This is a genomic window from Conservatibacter flavescens (assembly GCF_002795425.1).
GTDB lineage: Bacteria > Pseudomonadota > Gammaproteobacteria > Enterobacterales > Pasteurellaceae > Conservatibacter > Conservatibacter flavescens.
In genome coordinates this window covers 23,624-40,216 of the sequence record NZ_PHHA01000006.1, presented here as the reverse complement: position 1 = coordinate 40,216, position 16,593 = coordinate 23,624, and the positions used below count along the sequence as shown (strand labels likewise).

Annotated in this window: 15 protein-coding genes and 1 other annotated feature; of the genes, 6 read left to right on the top strand and 9 right to left on the bottom strand. The window is 39.7% G+C overall.

Annotated features, from left to right (window positions below):
- Window positions 1-96: 96 nt before the first annotated feature.
- From CVP05_RS04270 to CVP05_RS04255, 4 genes are all read right to left on the bottom strand, one after another.
- Window positions 97-1,521, bottom strand: coding sequence for a surface lipoprotein assembly modifier (locus tag CVP05_RS04270; protein WP_100288345.1), 1,425 nt, complete (start codon window positions 1,519-1,521; stop codon window positions 97-99).
- Between the two features lie 46 nt (window positions 1,522-1,567).
- Window positions 1,568-2,362 carry a Slam-dependent surface lipoprotein gene (locus CVP05_RS04265; protein WP_165773120.1) on the bottom strand — a complete coding sequence of 265 codons (795 nt, stop codon included), beginning with the start codon at window positions 2,360-2,362 and terminating at the stop codon, window positions 1,568-1,570.
- A gap of 160 nt (window positions 2,363-2,522) precedes the next feature.
- A complete protein-coding gene (acs, locus tag CVP05_RS04260; protein WP_100288343.1) occupies window positions 2,523-4,472 on the bottom strand; it encodes an acetate--CoA ligase in 1,950 nt (649 codons plus the stop codon).
- A 229-nt stretch (window positions 4,473-4,701) separates the two neighbouring features.
- Window positions 4,702-5,283, bottom strand: coding sequence for a thymidine kinase (locus CVP05_RS04255; protein ID WP_100288342.1), 582 nt, complete (start codon window positions 5,281-5,283; stop codon window positions 4,702-4,704).
- A gap of 186 nt (window positions 5,284-5,469) precedes the next feature.
- On the opposite strand from CVP05_RS04255, the gene dapF reads away from it, so the two are divergent.
- Window positions 5,470-6,294 (top strand): diaminopimelate epimerase, encoded by an 825-nt coding sequence (gene dapF, locus CVP05_RS04250; RefSeq protein WP_100288341.1) that lies wholly within the window; start codon window positions 5,470-5,472, stop codon window positions 6,292-6,294.
- A 13-nt stretch (window positions 6,295-6,307) separates the two neighbouring features.
- Window positions 6,308-7,198 carry a tyrosine recombinase XerC gene (gene xerC / locus CVP05_RS04245; protein WP_100288407.1) on the top strand — a complete coding sequence of 297 codons (891 nt, stop codon included), beginning with the start codon at window positions 6,308-6,310 and terminating at the stop codon, window positions 7,196-7,198.
- On the opposite strand, the gene dusC is transcribed toward xerC, so the two are convergent.
- The 5 genes from dusC to CVP05_RS04220 all read right to left on the bottom strand — a co-directional run bounded on the left by dusC (window position 7,195) and on the right by CVP05_RS04220 (window position 12,430).
- Window positions 7,195-8,127: a tRNA dihydrouridine(16) synthase DusC gene (dusC, locus tag CVP05_RS04240; protein WP_100288340.1), complete on the bottom strand. Its 933-nt coding sequence runs from the start codon at window positions 8,125-8,127 to the stop codon at window positions 7,195-7,197. The genes xerC and dusC overlap by 4 nt on opposite strands.
- A 28-nt stretch (window positions 8,128-8,155) precedes the next feature.
- Window positions 8,156-9,019, bottom strand: a complete 864-nt coding sequence (djlA, locus tag CVP05_RS04235; protein ID WP_100288339.1) for a co-chaperone DjlA — start codon at window positions 9,017-9,019, stop codon at window positions 8,156-8,158.
- 74 nt (window positions 9,020-9,093) lie between these two features.
- Window positions 9,094-9,807, bottom strand: coding sequence for a purine-nucleoside phosphorylase (deoD, locus tag CVP05_RS04230; protein ID WP_100288338.1), 714 nt, complete (start codon window positions 9,805-9,807; stop codon window positions 9,094-9,096).
- Window positions 9,808-9,838: 31 nt separating this feature from the next.
- A complete protein-coding gene (locus tag CVP05_RS04225) occupies window positions 9,839-11,059 on the bottom strand; it encodes a phosphopentomutase (protein ID WP_100288337.1) in 1,221 nt (406 codons plus the stop codon).
- A gap of 105 nt (window positions 11,060-11,164) precedes the next feature.
- The gene (locus tag CVP05_RS04220) at window positions 11,165-12,430 is read right to left on the bottom strand and encodes a NupC/NupG family nucleoside CNT transporter (protein WP_100288336.1); all 1,266 of its coding nucleotides are present in this window, start codon (window positions 12,428-12,430) and stop codon (window positions 11,165-11,167) included.
- A gap of 235 nt (window positions 12,431-12,665) precedes the next feature.
- On the opposite strand from CVP05_RS04220, the gene yczE reads away from it, so the two are divergent.
- The 4 genes from yczE to hisG all read left to right on the top strand — a co-directional run bounded on the left by yczE (window position 12,666) and on the right by hisG (window position 16,563).
- Window positions 12,666-13,298, top strand: coding sequence for a membrane protein YczE (yczE, locus tag CVP05_RS04215; RefSeq protein ID WP_100288335.1), 633 nt, complete (start codon window positions 12,666-12,668; stop codon window positions 13,296-13,298).
- Between the two features lie 78 nt (window positions 13,299-13,376).
- On the top strand, window positions 13,377-14,636 hold the full coding sequence (locus tag CVP05_RS04210) for an aromatic amino acid transporter (protein WP_100288334.1): 1,260 nt from the start codon (window positions 13,377-13,379) through the stop codon (window positions 14,634-14,636).
- A 3-nt stretch (window positions 14,637-14,639) separates the two neighbouring features.
- Window positions 14,640-15,392, top strand: coding sequence for a class I SAM-dependent methyltransferase (locus CVP05_RS04205; RefSeq protein WP_100288333.1), 753 nt, complete (start codon window positions 14,640-14,642; stop codon window positions 15,390-15,392).
- Window positions 15,393-15,503: 111 nt separating this feature from the next.
- Window positions 15,504-15,639, top strand: a sequence feature (His leader region).
- Window positions 15,640-15,669: 30 nt separating this feature from the next.
- A complete protein-coding gene (hisG, locus tag CVP05_RS04200; protein ID WP_100288332.1) occupies window positions 15,670-16,563 on the top strand; it encodes an ATP phosphoribosyltransferase in 894 nt (297 codons plus the stop codon).
- The last annotated feature ends 30 nt before the right edge of the window (window positions 16,564-16,593 follow it).

Below are 16,593 nucleotides of genomic sequence, written 5' to 3'. Positions count from 1 at the left end.
CACTTTAATATAAGTGCGGTTATTTTTTGAAAATTATTTATCGTGTTTAAGTTTAATTGATTTGATTATCGTGATTAGCTTAAGTGAAAAATGACATTAAAACCGTTTACTCATTTCTAAAAAAAGCCGTGTTTTATCATAGCGATAGAAAGGGTGGTTACTATCATTTTTTTGGTAGCTTAAGCTGAGTTTTGGTGTGATTCCCCAAAAATGGATATTACGATGCCATAAAGAAAGCTGGGTGTAATATTCATTATTTTTTTGCTGAATATTGAAGAAATCAGGTGCTTGATATTCTCGTCTGCCGTAATTTAGGGTGAAATAAGTGGATAAGCCCCATTTCCATTCCTGCCCCCAACCTAAGCGCAACACTTTACGTTGAAACGCATTATCTTTATCGCGAGCGTTTTCCCGTTGATAGTCTAGGCCAAATAACCAATATTGTTCACTATTTGGTAAATAGAGTAGGCTAGTTGAAGCTAAATAATTGTTACCATTGAGATATTTTCGGCTAGTGTAGCGTTGTTCTCCATATTCAAAAGCAGTGGATATTTGCCAATTGGTATTTAACCAATGGCTCATATATAAACGTAAGCCAGAATTTTGAGAAAATTGTTTAAGAGAATTGCTGCCGGTACTTCCTCCTGCATACCAACGTTTTTCGTGAAATGGGGTTAAGCTAAATTCATTGCGTGCATTTTGATAACCTATTCCTATACCAAGACGTAGATTAAGTTCATTGTATTTTTTATTATCCCAATAATATTTACCATTGCCATAGAGTTCTAATTTAGAAAAAAAGCCGTTTTGCCATGACCACTTTTTATGAGTATTAATAAAATAAGCAAAACCTGTGGCAGATTCACTTTCCCACCCTTTCCATTGGCCGATAGTTGCGGATTTTGGTGCATTATTGACATTGGATTCATTTAAATAGTTTACGCTAGCGGCAATATACCATTCATCACGCTGATTTAATGCAGAAAGGTATTTTTCGATCAATTGTTGAAATTCCGGTGAAAGAGATTCCGCTCTTAATTTTTCAAACTGATCTTTTGCGGCAATATTATCGTTATTTAAAAATAGGGTTTGTGCCAGTTGATAACGTAGTGCAACAATTTTAGGGTTAAGGGCAAATAATTGACGATAGAGCCGAATCGCTTGCGTAAAATCACCTTGTTGTCGAGCGAGCATCGCCTTTCCCCATGTGGCTAAATGAGGATCATGATCGGGTAATTCGGTGTACAGCGGTAATAGGATTGGCATTGCCGCGATATTATTTTCTAATAGCGCAGGGGTAAAAGTGCGGTGGATTAATTCAGGATTTTTCCTTAATTCTGATCTATCTAAGACTAAACTGGTTTGTTGTGGCACGCCCAGCTGCGGAGTATCATTTAATGGTGTTGTTGGATTAGCGATGGCAATCGTTTGTTCGGGCTGTTGTTCTTTTACATAGGTAATCGCATTCGCCATAGAGGCGAGAAGTGCGGTAGATAATAAGAAAAAATTACGTAATATCATGACAGAAAGGGCAAGTCAAACTTGCCCATATATTAAAGTGATAGAATTATTTTTTACCAGCGAATACGGCAATCCAATCTTCGCTAGTGGCCATTCCCCCAATTTCTTGGGCGTTTTTGCCGTAGAATTTACCTTCTACTTCAGCTGTGGTTTTTTCAATGTTAGAGGTTGCACTACCAGTAAAGCTGTTTTGGTTGATTTTAGCATCAAGATTAACTTCAGCAATTTCGTTAGTTAACTTCCCGGTAAGGGTTTTGTCTGCAAAATTAGCGACTAAATTCGCATTACCTCTATAGGTATCTTCTTCTGCTATTTCTAACTGAGAGAGATAAAGTGAGTCCCCAGTATAGGTTGCTGTACCAGTGGTTGGGATTTCGTTAGCAGCGGTTGGCACGCCATTATAAAATACATAGCCATTTTTGCCGACTTCGCTTTGGTATCCGATTTTCACGGATTCATATCTGCCACAGCACATTTGGGTGTCTGTTGAACCAATGTTTAAGAGTGACCAGCCGCCAGAATAGATACCTGGTCGGGAAATTGTTAATTTTACACCATCAACTTCAATTTCTGAAAGATTTGTGGTATCTAATGGTTTTGGAGTCACTTTAGCCGTTTCTGCTTCAATAACGAGGGCTTTACCTGTTGTTGATTGAGTTGAAGTTGTTGGGGAAGTAGGTTGAGTATTTGTTGATGGCTTCTCTGGCTGTGTTGCTGTTGAGGTAGAAGTAGAAGTGGAAGTATTATTGTTATCATCGCCGCCTCCACTGCTGCCACAAGCAGCTAAAACAAGTGAAGCGAATAACGTAACGCCAAATTTAGTAAATGTATTTTGTTTCATGGTTTGCTCCTTTAGGTTAATAAAGTACAGATCCATTATAAGTATTTGTTTTTTTTTGCAATATTTCTGAAAATAAAAAGTTATTTTTTATAATGGTTTGTTTTAACTGGAGTTTTTATCAATAGGGCAGTGAGATAGCTGCCCTAATATTGGGGAAATATTAAATGACTTGCTGTTGTAATTGGCCGATGATTTGTGGATTTTCAAGGGTTGAAATATCTTGAGTAATCATTTCATTTTTAGCAATGGAGCGCAATAAACGACGCATAATTTTTCCTGAGCGAGTTTTTGGCAGGTTTTCAGCGAAGCGAATATCATCAGGGCGCGCAATTTTGCCGATTTCGTTGGCTACCCATAATTTTAATTCTTCGGCAAATTGTTTTGCTTCTTCGCCATCTGGACGAATACCTTTTAATACAACAAAAGCGACAACCGCTTCGCCCTTGATTTCGTCAGGTTTACCAACAACAGCAGCTTCAACAACTTGTTCATGGGCGACAAGTGCGGACTCAATTTCGGCTGTGCCTAAACGGTGACCCGAGACATTGAGCACATCATCAAGGCGGCCTAAAATCCAAAAATAGCCATCTTTGTCACGGTGTGCGGAGTCTCCGGCAACATAATATTTTCCACCACCATATTCTTGTGGAAAATAATTAGATTTATAACGTTCAGGATCGCCCCAAACATTACGTAGCATAGATGGAAATGGGCGTTTAATCACTAATGCACCCGCTTCTTCTGTCTCACATTTGTTGCCTTGCTCATCAACAACATCTGCCATAATTCCTGGTAATGGTAGCGTACAAGAACCTGGTTTCATGGCATTAATGCCTGGAACGGGAGATAACATTAATGAACCTGTTTCAGTCTGCCACCAAGTATCAACAATAGGACAACGTCCACCCCCGACAATTTCGTAAAACCATAACCATGCGGCAGGGTTAATCGGTTCGCCCACACTACCTAATAGGCGTAAACTCGATAAATCATATTTTTTAGGAATGTGATCACCAAGTCTTGTAAGAGAACGAATTAAGGTTGGTGAAGTGTAAAAAACACTGACTTTATGGCGCTGAATCATACGCCAAATGCGCCCTGCATCAGGATAGCTTGGTACGCCTTCGTAAATAATTTGGCTTGCTCCATTGGCAAGAGGACCGTAGCAAATATAGGAATGTCCTGTAATCCAACCTACGTCAGCTGTACACCAATAAATATCATCAGCCTTATGATCAAATACAGTATAAAAAGAATTCATGGCACCCAATAAATAGCCAGCGGTGCTATGTACGACACCCTTAGGTTTGCCGGTTGAGCCGGAGGTATAAAGAATAAATAATGGATCTTCTGCGTTCATCCATTCCGGTTCGCAAAAAGCAGGTTGATGTTTTGATAATTCGTTCCACCATAAATCACGTCCTTTTTTCCAAGGTGTGTCAATATTAACGCGGTGGTAGACAATCACATTTTCAACACTTTTACAGCCCAGTTCTAAAGCCTCATCTACGGTTTCTTTTAGTGGGATAATTTTTCCTCCCCGCAAGCCCGCATTTGCAGTAATTACTATTTTAGCTTGGGCATCCTCAATACGATCACGTAATGCTCCCGCAGAGAAGCCACCAAATACAACGGAATGAATTGCGCCAATTCTTGCGCATGCTTGCATTGCGATAATGGCTTCAACGATCATAGGTAAGTAAATAATGACACGATCGCCTTTTTGTATACCTAATTCACGTAGTGCGTTGGCAAAGCGGCATACTCGATTATGGAGTTGTGCATACGTAAATTGCGAGACTTGCCCAAAATCCGATTCAAAGGTTAAGGCAATTTTGTCTCCTTTGTCCGGTAGATGACGATCAAGACAGTTATAAGATACATTCAATGTCCCATCGGCAAACCATTTATAAAAAGGCGGGTTGCTATCATCAAAAATTTGCATAAATGGCTTTTTCCAAGTGATCAATTCACGAGCCAAATCGCTCCAATATTGTAAATAATTGTTATCAGCGTTTTCCCATAATGCCTGATAGTTTTCTAAACCGGAGAGGTTTGCTTGGCGACGAAATTCATCAGATGGTTTAAAAATAAGGGTGTCGTGTTGCATTGTAATCCTCCAAAGAATAGAGGCGACGATACTGCAGTCAGCCATTATTACCAATTTTAAATGTCTCTACTACTTTAGAGTGGCTTCAGGTTGAGATCAAGTGATGTTAATAAAATGTTATTGACTGAGATCACAAAATTGAGATTTAGTGATAAATCTGATTAATTAATACGCGATATTAATGTGTTTTTATCACTAATAAATATAAAAATAGGGGATAACTTGCGGTTTATAAATGGCCGGTTTTTTCTTTATAATGTTGCCGGCAAACGGATAAATAACGATCATTTCCGCCAATTTTAACTTGTTCTCCATCTGTGACGACTTGACCTTGCTCATCTAAACGTAGGACAAAATTAGCTTTGCGCCCACAATAACAAATGGTTTTGAGTTCTTCTAATTGATCTGCCCAAGCCAATAGATAACGGCTGCCTTCGAATAATTCCGCTTGAAAATCTGTACGTAAACCATAGCAGAGTACGGGAATATTAAGCTTATCTACGACATTGCTGAGTTGATAGACTTGTGCTTTAGTGAGAAATTGGGCTTCATCAACCAAAATGCAATGGAGTTTTTCTGTTTGTAAATGGGTTTGGATTTCTTGAAATAAGTCGGTGTTTGGGCTGAATAAATTGGCGGATTGACTGATTCCAATACGAGAAGTAATTTTTCCAACACCAAAGCGATCATCAATGGCTGCAGTATACACGAGGGTATTCATGTTTCTTTCTTGATAATTATAAGATGATTGCAGTAATGTGGTGGATTTTCCTGCATTCATGGTTGAGTAATAAAAATAAAGTTTAGCCATCAGTTTCCTTAAATATGTCGTGATATTGTGGTCAATTTTAACATAAAACTCAGTATAGTTTCTCTCATTATACCGTTTTATGTGGCTTTATGGGGAAGGGGATTTGTGGTCGGTTAACTGTTAGACAAGTATTAGGGATATGATTATAATGCCTTTAATTATAATGAATTTTTTTGAGGTATATTAATGCAATTTTCTAAAATGCATGGATTGGGAAATGATTTTGTGGTGGTGGATGCCGTGACACAAAATATTTTTTTTCCAGAAGACATGATTCGTCGTTTAGCCGATCGTCATCGAGGAATTGGCTTTGATCAGCTGCTGGTGGTTGAGCCACCTTATGATCCCGATTTGGATTTCCATTACCGTATTTTTAATGCTGATGGTAGTGAAGTGGCACAATGTGGTAATGGTGCGCGTTGTTTTGCGCGTTTTGTCACCTTAAAAGGTTTAACGAATAAAAAAGACATTGCGGTCAGTACCCAAAATGGCAAAATGATCTTAACCGTAAACGAGGATAATAGCATACGTGTCAATATGGGGGAGCCAATTTGGGAGCCGGCTAAAATTCCTTTTACTGCGAATAAATTTGAAAAAAATTATATTATTCGTACCGCACTTCAAACTGTATTGGGCGGGGCTGTATCTATGGGGAATCCTCATTTTGTGTTACAAGTAGAAAATGTAGAAACTGCGAATGTGGCAGATTTGGGGCCATTGTTAGAAAAGCATGAGCGTTTTCCTGAGCGAGTCAATGTTGGATTTATGCAGGTATTGAATCGTAATCATATTAAATTACGAGTATATGAACGTGGGGCAGGAGAAACTCAAGCGTGTGGAAGCGGGGCTTGTGCTGCGGCGGCTGTTGGGATTATGCAAGGGGTTTTGGATAATAAAGTCCAAGTAGATTTGCCTGGAGGAAGTTTAATTATCCAGTGGTCTGGTGAAGGGCATCCCTTGTATATGACAGGGGAGGCGACACATATTTATGATGGTGTTATTAAGCTATAACATAGGATATATGATGCAGACGTGGTTGCAAAAATACTGGGCTTATTTGCGCATTGAACGCCAAGTGAGTCCACATACTTTGACGAATTACCAGCGTCAATTAAATAAAGTTGTTGGATTATTGCAGCCACATGGCATTAATAGTTGGCAGCAGTTAACGCCAAGTGTAGTGCGTTTTTTATTGGCACAAAGTCATAAAGAAGGCCTTAAAGCGAAAAGTTTAGCTTTGCGTTTATCCGCATTGCGCCAGTTTTTAGCGTATTTAGTGGCGCAAGGAGAATTAAGTGTTAACCCAGCAGTGGGGATTTCCGCGCCTAAACCAGGTAAGCATTTGCCAAAAAATATTGATACAGAACAAGTACAACAACTGTTGAATAATAATAGTAAGGAACCGATTGATATTCGCGATCGTGCTATGATGGAATTGATGTATAGTGCTGGCTTGCGTTTATCAGAATTACAAGGCTTAGATTTACAAAGTTTGAATCTACGTACGCGTGAAGTGCGCGTATTGGGAAAAGGAAATAAAGAACGTATTTTGCCCTTTGGGCGCCATGCTTCTCATGCCGTGCAAGAATGGTTAAAAGTACGATTATTGTTTAATCCAAAAGATGATGCGTTGTTTGTCAGTCAATTAGGTAATCGTATTACCCATCGAGCAATTCAAAAACGCATGGAAATATGGGGCGTTAAGCAAGGTTTAAACAGCCATTTAAATCCGCATAAGTTACGCCATTCTTTTGCAACGCATATGTTAGAGGCAAGTTCTGATTTACGTGCTGTGCAGGAATTGCTTGGGCATGCGAATTTATCGACTACACAAATTTATACTCATCTGAACTTCCAGCATTTAGCAGAAGTCTATGATTCTGCCCATCCTAGAGCGAAGAAAAAAGGTAATTAGAATTGTGCAATGCGCGCTTTTAATTCTTCACCGTCATGGCAGGTTTTGATATGCTGAAAAAGTGCGGTGGCTTTTTCATATTCTTTTTGTAAATAATGTAGCCATTGTTTAATTCGAGCAACATGGTAAAAGCCGGTATCATGAATATTTTCCATTTCCGCATATCGGCGTAGCATTGCCATGACGTCTTCCCAAGCCATTTTAGCCTGATTATGTTTAATGACTAAACTTAAATTAGGAATGTTAAGGGCTCCACGACCAATCATTAAATCTGAACAACCTGTCACGGCTAGGCAGTTTTGTCCATCTTGCCAATGCCAAATTTCGCCATTTGCAATAACAGGAATCGTCAGTTTTTGTCGTATTTCATTAATTTTTGCCCAATTAATGCGATCAGCGCGATAGCCGTCTAGTTTGGTACGTCCGTGAATAGTGATTTCATTAGCGCCACCTTGTTGTACTGCATCGGCTATCTCAAAGGCAAAATCAGCGCTATCCCAACCTAGCCGAACTTTAACACTGACCGTTTTGTCTTGAGGGACTGCTTGGCGTAAGGCTTTTGTTGCTTGATAAATGAGTTCAGGTTGTTTGAGTAAACTTGCACCGCCATGGCTACCATTTACGGTTTTAGATGGGCAGCCACAGTTTAGATCAATACCCTGTGAGCCCAGTTCTATGGCGCGTTGTGCATTTTCCCCTAGCCATTGGGGATGCTGTCCGAGCAATTGTACGCGAACGGGTGTGCCTGATGGGGTGAAACCGCCCTGATAAAGTTCAGGGCAAAGACGATAAAACACTTTGTGAGGTAAGAGTTGATCGACTACTCGTACAAATTCGGAAATGCATAAATCATAGTCATTAACATCGGTAAGTAATTGGCGAACAAGGGGATCGAGAACCCCTTGCATTGGCGCTAGAATAACACGCATAATGGCTATTTAACCCAAGAAGTGATCATTATTTCCAACCTTTAATTTTACAAATTAAATCGTAAGCGGCTTGAATTTGTTGGGCTTTTTCTTTTGCCATTTCCATCATTTCTTCAGGTAATCCTTTAGAAACTAATTTATCTGGGTGATGTTCATTCATTAAACGACGATAAGCACGTTTTACAGTTTTTTGATCGTCGCTGTCATTAACACCTAATACTTTATATGCATCATGGATAGTTGGGCCGGATGATTGGCTTTGGCGATAGCTATTTTGTTGATAGCCTTGCTGTCTGTGTTGTTGATAGCCACCTTGTTGTTGGTAATAACCACCACGGGTAAATTGCTGTGAGGCGTAAACCATAGCAAGCATTTGCTCAAATTGCATGCGTGATAGTCCTAATTCTTCAGCAACAACAAATAGCACCTCTTTTTCATTTTCATGCAAATGCGCATCAGCAAAGGCTGCTTGTACTTGAATTTCAAGAAACATACGTAATAAGTCACTACGTTGTCCACAACCTTGGCGAAATTCTCGGATCACTTGGCGAATAGGGAAATCTGGCTGTTTACCTCGATTAAATGCCGCTTGCGCTAATTGACGACTTGCATCATCAAGGCGCATTTGTTGCATTAAATTGGTCGCTAGTTGGATATCCCCTTCCGTCACACGCCCTTTCGATTTACTTAAATGCCCTAATACGGCAAAGGTTGTTTGCAAAAATAAGTCTTGGCGAGTCAGTGTTTTTTTAAAGAAGCTTGAAGTGACACTACCTAAAGTATAAATTTTTTTATCTAATAAATGACCTAAGAATGCGCCAGCAATCGCGCCAAAAAAGCCACCAAAGCGATAACCAATGATGACACCTAATAGCTTTCCGATAAAATTCATATTGTTCTCCGAGTATATAATTAAGGGGAGATTACCCCCCCTCTGATTTTATGCAACCTTTGTTGGGCGTGAGGTTAGCGATCGCCAATCAATACGGATTCTAACGCAATGGTAATCATTTCATTAAAGGTGACTTGACGTTCTTCAGGGGAAGTTTGTTCACCTGTACGGATATGATCGGATACTGTGCAAATACTTAGTGCTTTTGCACCAAATTCAGCTGCAACACCGTATATTCCGGCCGCTTCCATTTCTACACCTAAGATACCGTATTTTTCCATAATATCAAACATTTCCACATCTGGTGTATAGAATAAATCTGCAGAAAATAAATTACCTACACGTACAGCGATACCTTGTGCTTTGGCGGCTTCTACTGCAGCGGCGGTCATATCAAAATCTGCGATAGCCGCAAAGTCATTGTCTTTGAAGCGAATTCGGTTCACTTTTGAATCCGTACATGCCCCCATACCAATAATAACATCACGTACTTTGACATCTTGACGAACGGCACCACAAGAGCCTACACGGATAATTTTTTTTACACCGTACTCCGTAATTAATTCTTTGGTGTAAATAGAACAAGAAGGAATGCCCATGCCATGTCCCATAACAGAAATTTTACGCCCTTTGTAAGTACCCGTATAGCCTAGCATATTACGTACGTTGGTAACTTCCTCGACATTTTCTAAAAATGTTTCAGCGATATATTTTGCACGTAATGGATCCCCTGGCATCAAAACAACATCAGCGAATGCACCGACAGGTGCGTTAATATGTGGAGTCATATTTTTTCCTCTTTATTTGTGTCTTTAACATTTAAATAATCGTTTTGCCGTAATCCATTGGTGATAAATCCAAATAATTTGCGATAGTTTGTCCAACATCTGCAAAGGTTTCACGACGGCCTAAAAAAGTTTTTGGCACATTGGCCCCGTATAATAACACAGGAACGTGTTCACGCGTATGGTCTGTGCCAGTCCATGTAGGATCACAACCATGGTCTGCGACGATAATTAATAAATCTTCACCTTGAATTAACTTCAGTAATTCCGGTAGGCGGCGGTCAAAATATTCTAATGCAGCCGCATAACCCGCTACATCTCTACGATGCCCAAAATCGGAATCAAAGTTAACAAAGTTAGTGAAAACGATAGTGTTTTGTCCAGCACGTTGTATTTCAACAAGTGTTTTATCAAATAATTCTTCTAATCCTGTAGCTTTGACTTTATGTGTGATACCCGTATGAGCATAAATATCAGCGATTTTTCCAATAGAGACGACTTCTCCTTGCTTTTCTTCAACTAATTTTTGTAATACGGTGGCTGATGGTGGTTCAATAGAATAATCTTTACGATTACCTGTGCGCTGAAACTCACCCGCTTTGTTGCCTATAAAAGGACGCGCGATAACGCGACCGATATTATATCCCTCTAATTCTTCACGTACAATTTGGCACAATTCATAGAGTTTTTCTAAGCCGTAAGTCTCTTCATGGCAAGCAATTTGAAATACAGAATCAACAGATGTATAAAAAATCGGTTTGCCGGTTTTCATATGTTCTTCACCTAGCTCATCAAGAATCACTGTCCCTGAAGAATGGCAATTACCTAAATAACCAGGAATGCCAGCTTTTTGTACAATACGTTCTAAAAGATCAGCGGGAAAACTGTTTTCATGTTCAGGAAAATAGCCCCAATCAAATAAAACAGGTACTCCTGCAATCTCCCAATGTCCTGATGGGGTATCTTTACCAGAAGAAATTTCTTTCGCATAAGCATAGCCCCCAATGAGTTCAGGTTGAGGCTCAAAACCGGCGGGTAATTCACCGCAGGATTCTTTGGCTGCCAAACCTAATCCCAGTTTGGAAAGATTTGGTAAATTTAGTTTGCCACTTCGGCCTTTTTCATTCGCTTTGCCTTCAGCGCAGCGTTGTGCGATATGGCCTAAGGTATTTGCGCCTTTATCACCAAATTTTTCAGCATCATCTGAATAACCAATACCGAAAGAGTCTAACATCATAATAAATACACGTTTCATCTTAATTTCTCCTTAAGCGATTTTTATAGGCAAACGTTTCCGTTGGCCTAATACAACAACACCATGGCAAGCCATGGTGTTTTGAAAAGTTCAATATTTCCTCGATTACGCTAATATAGCACCACTTAAACCGATAAATAAACCTGCAATAGTTGCGCTCATTAAGTTGGCTAATGAACCAGCGATGACGGCTTTTATCCCTAAACGTGCAATATCTCCACGACGATTAGGAGCCATACCGCCTAATCCTCCAATGAGAATCGCGATAGAGCTAAAGTTAGCAAAACCACATAGCGCAAAGGTAATAATGGCTTTGGTTTTATCACTTAATTGTACCGCACTTTCAGGGCTAAGATATTTTGAAAATTCCAAATATCCGACAAACTCATTCACAGCAAGTTTAATTCCGAACATTTGTCCTGCTATTGCAGCTTCTTCCCAAGGCACACCAATGACCCAAGCTAATGGTTTAAAGATCCAACCAAGAATTAATCCTAAGGATAATTCAGGGTAATTAAACCATGCACCAACGCCCCCTAAAATGCCATTTAATAATGCAATAAGCGCAACAAAGGCGATTAACATAGCACCAACATTTAAAGCTAATTGCATACCAGAACTCGCTCCAGCTGCTGCCGCATCAAGGATATTAGCTGGCTTTTCTAAATCGACTTTTTCAATATCGTCATTAAATACCTCAGTTTGTGGGTACATAATTTTAGCAAATAACAACCCAGCAGGTGCAGCCATAAAAGAAGCGGCAATTAAATAGGTTAACGGAACCCCCATACCGGCATAACCAGCCATAACAGATCCAGCAATAGAAGCTAATCCACCACACATGACTGCAAATAATTCAGACTCGGTCATTTTGCTAATATAAGGTTTGACGACTAGAGGCGCTTCTGTTTGTCCAACGAATATATTCGCAGCCGCAGACATTGACTCTGCTTTTGATGTCCCTAACGCTTTTTGTAATGCGCCGCCAATAATACGAATAATCCATTGCATAATACCAATATAGTAAAGCAGGGAAATAAGAGCAGAGAAAAAGACGATGATAGGGAGTACGCGAACCGCAAAGATAAACCCTTCACCACCAAATACCTCAAACACTTTGTCGGAAGCTAAGCCACCAAATAAGAATTTCACCCCTTCATTACCATAGGAAATGACATTACTTACACCATTTGCCATCGCTAATAAAGCATCACGGCCAGCAGGTACATATAAAATAAATGCGCCGATTAAAATTTGAATTAATAATGCACCGCCAACGGCTCGAATACTGATGGCTTTGCAATTATTAGACAGGAGTAAAGCAATGATTAACAAAATAACAATGCCGAGTAGGCTCATTAATATATCCATAGACACCTCAATATGGGATAAAATTGGAAATAAAATTTTTTCGCAAGTTTACCGCTTTTTTTGCAAAAAATCTTTATTAAATGTCAAAATTGTGAACGCAATCGTTTTTATGCGAAAATGATATGGATTATAAAGGAAATCTATTAGGGATACAGGTTGATTTTTATCTATGATGAGCATAGGATAAAACAACATGACCTCTTTATTTATACTCAATCTTAAACCACGATAAAATATGACAGCAAAACAAGGTGTATTACCACAAACCAAATGGACAGCCGCACATCAATGGAGCCTAGAATGGAATTCATTGCAGATGTTGCTGTTTTCTCTTTGTTTGGCTGGATTTGGTGACGGTTTATTGGTGCTTGCGAATTTAGGCTCATCTCCTTGGACGGTATTATCACAGGGAATTTCGGTGCAAACAGGCATGAGTATTGGGTGGGCATCATTTTTAATCAGTGTCATCGTGATGTTACTTTGGTTCCCTTTGCGCTTAAAAGTCGGGCTAGGAACTATTTTAAATATTATTTTGATCGCATTCGCACTTGGATTGACTGTGGCATTTTTACCCGCGCCGACGACATATTGGGGAAAAGGGACATATATTTTATGTGGTTTAATTGCCTTTGGTGTCGGTACCGCGTTGTATTTGACTTGCCATATGGGAGCAGGGCCCCGTGATGGATTGATGGTCGGATTATGTCATCGGTTTCAATTAAAAGTCGGTATTGTACGCACCAGTCTAGAAGTACTTGTGTGTTTACTTGGCTATCTACTCGGAGGCACAGTCGGGATCTCAACGTTGATTTTTGCATTATGTATTGGTTGGATCGTTGAAATTGTGCTACGTGTCATAAAATTATAATTTGCTTTGTATATTACCTTTACTTTTATTGTTGCACTACTATAATAGTGCAAAAGTAAATTTTATATGGAGTAAGTTATGGCTCAACCTATTAAGCAACCTTCCCTTTTAAATGGTGCAATGATTATTGCTGGAACAGTAATCGGTGCCGGTATGCTGGCCAATCCTACGTCGATGTCCGGTGTATGGTTTTTAGGTTCTATCGCTATTTTGATTTATACCTGGTTTTGTATGACGACTTCAGGATTAATGATCCTTGAAGCTAATCTACATTACCCGACAGGGGCTGGTTTTGATACGATTGTGAAAGATTTGCTTGGTCAGGGATGGAATGCTATTAACGGATTGTCCGTCGCTTTTGTGCTATATATTTTAACCTATGCCTATATTACTTCTGGTGGGGGATTAACAGAAGGGTTTATCAACAGTTTATTGAGTAATGAACAAAGTGCGGTCGAAATCGGAAGAGTTTCTGCCTCATTGATTTTTTGTTTAATTATTGCTGCTTTTGTATGGTTTTCTACAAAAATGGTTGGGCGCTTATCTGTTATCTTGATTGTTGGCATGATCATTGCTTTTTTGTTTTCGACTACAGGATTATTAGGCGCTATCAAAATAGACGTATTATTGAATACCATTGCGCAAGGTGAACAGGAATATTTACGTTATGCTTTGGTCGCTTTTCCAGTATGTTTGGTCTCATTTGGTTTTCATGGAAATGTGTCTGGCTTAGTTAAATATTATCATCGTAATGGTAAGCGTGTTATGCAGGCTATTTTCATTGGATCAGGTTTGGCACTGGCCATTTATATTCTTTGGCAATTTGCGGTACAGGGGAACTTACCACGTTCAGCATTCGCGCCCGTGATCGCGAAAGATGGTGATGTCGCAACATTGGTACAAGCGCTAGGGCAATATGTGCAAACAGATTATATTCAAGTCGCGTTGAATTTCTTTACTTATTTTGCAATAGCCAGTTCTTTCTTGGGAGTCACGCTCGGATTGGCAGATTATATTGCCGATTTATTTAAATTTGATGATAGTGCATTAGGCCGTACTAAAACGGTTATCGTGACATTTTTACCTCCTTTAATTTTAAGTTTAATATTCCCTTATGGATTTGTGAGCGCTATTGGTTATGCAGGATTGGCCGCTACGATTTGGGCCGCGATTGTGCCGGCTTTATTGGTTAAAGCGAGCCGTGAAAAATTTGCACAAAGCCAATATCAGGTCTATGGCGGTAATTTTATGATTTATTTTATTATTCTATTTGGGGTAATCAATATTGCTGCTCAAGTGGGAATGAAATTAGGTATCGTGCCAGTATTTACAGGGTAATACATGACACAGAGTATTTACGATAGCGATGGCTTTTTCGATTTATATCAAAAATTACGTGCTAACCCCATCAGCTTGAATGAAATTGTTGAAAAGCCCACGATGTTGAGCTTGTTGCCGGATTTGCACGGCAAAAAATTGCTCGATCTTGGTTGTGGTACTGGTGAGCATTTAAGCCTTTATTTGCAGCATGGAGCCATGTTTGTGGCGGGGATTGATTTATCGGCGGCGATGTTAGCTAAAGCGCGGTCGAATTTAGAAAAGTTTTCTCAAAATCCACCGCACTTTTTGTTGCAACAGTTGGATATGGGCGATTTAGCTCAACTTGACGCAGGGGAGTTTGATGTCATCACAAGTTCTTTTGCCTTTCATTATGTGCAGGATTTTCCGAAATTATTAGCGGATATCAAAAGCAAATTGAAGCCTAACGGCATATTGATTTTCTCACAAGAACACCCGATTGCGACAGCACATAAACAGGGAAGTCGTTGGGAAAAAGATGAAAATAAACAACAAACTGCGTATCGACTTAATCATTACCGAGACGAGGGAGCGCGCGAGCGAAATTGGTTTAAGCAACCGTTTAAAACTTATCATCGCACGGTTGCTACTATCATAAATAATCTTGTTCAAACTGGTTTTCAAATCGAACAAATCGCCGAACCCATGCTTGCTGAACAACCTCAATGGCATAACGAGTTTAAAGATTTACAACATCGACCGGTATTGTTTTTTGTAAAAGCAAAATTGGGTTAGAAAAATTTTATTAAATTTTATAAAAAACGCTTGCAATCATTTGCTTGATTTAGTATTTTGAATTCAGTCTATTTTTTAAGGAAAAAACATGAATTTATACCGCACTTCTCACCATCATCACCATGATACCTGATTATCTTTCGGGCGTTTGGTGTTGCTTGGAAGATAAACCTTCCGAGTGAGTGAATGCGATATAAAAGCCACACAGAAAAATCTCTCGGAAGCAATTTCGGGAGATTTTTTTTATAACAAATATACAGGAAATAGGGGACATAATATGACAGATCGTTTAAGAATCGCACTACAGAAAAAAGGCCGTTTAAGTAAAGAGTGTACTGAGTTGCTTAGCCAATGCGGTGTAAAAATCAATTGGAATGAGCAACGCCTTATCGCTTATTCGGAGAATATGCCGATTGAGATTTTACGCGTGCGTGATGATGATATTCCCGGTTTAGTATTTGACGGTGTAGTCGATCTTGGGATTATCGGGGAAAATGTATTAGAAGAGGAAGAACTCGGCCGTATTGCTGCAGGTGAGACTGCTAGCTATCAAAAATTACGTCAATTAGACTTTGGTGGCTGTCGTTTATCCCTTGCGATTGATCGTGATCGTCCTTACAACGGCATACAAGATTTTGCAAACGCACGCATTGCCACCTCTTATCCAAACTTGCTTAAACGCTATATGAAAACGCAAAATGTCCCTTGCAAAAGCACCTTACTAAACGGTTCGGTAGAGGTCGCCCCGAGTGCAGGCTTAGCTGATGCGATTTGTGATTTAGTTTCATCAGGGGCAACATTAGAAGCAAATGGCTTAAAAGAAGTTGAGGTAATTTATCGCTCGAAAGCCTGCTTAATTCAACGTACCGAGCCTTTGGAAGCCGAAAAACAGGCACTCGTTGATAAACTGCTCACCCGTATGCAAGGCGTTTCCCAAGCACGCGAATCCAAATATATTATGTTGCACGCTCCAAAAGATAAATTGGCACAAATTACCGCTTTACTACCTGGAGCAGAGAACCCAACCATTCTACCTTTAGCACAGGACGACACCCGTGTTGCAATGCACGTTGTAAGCCAAGAAACCCTGTTTTGGGAAACAATGGAACAACTCAAAGAAATTGGGGCAAGTTCGATCTTAGTCCTACCGATTGAGAAAATGTTGGGGTAATCAATATGTAGGGCAGGCCCTGTGCCAGCT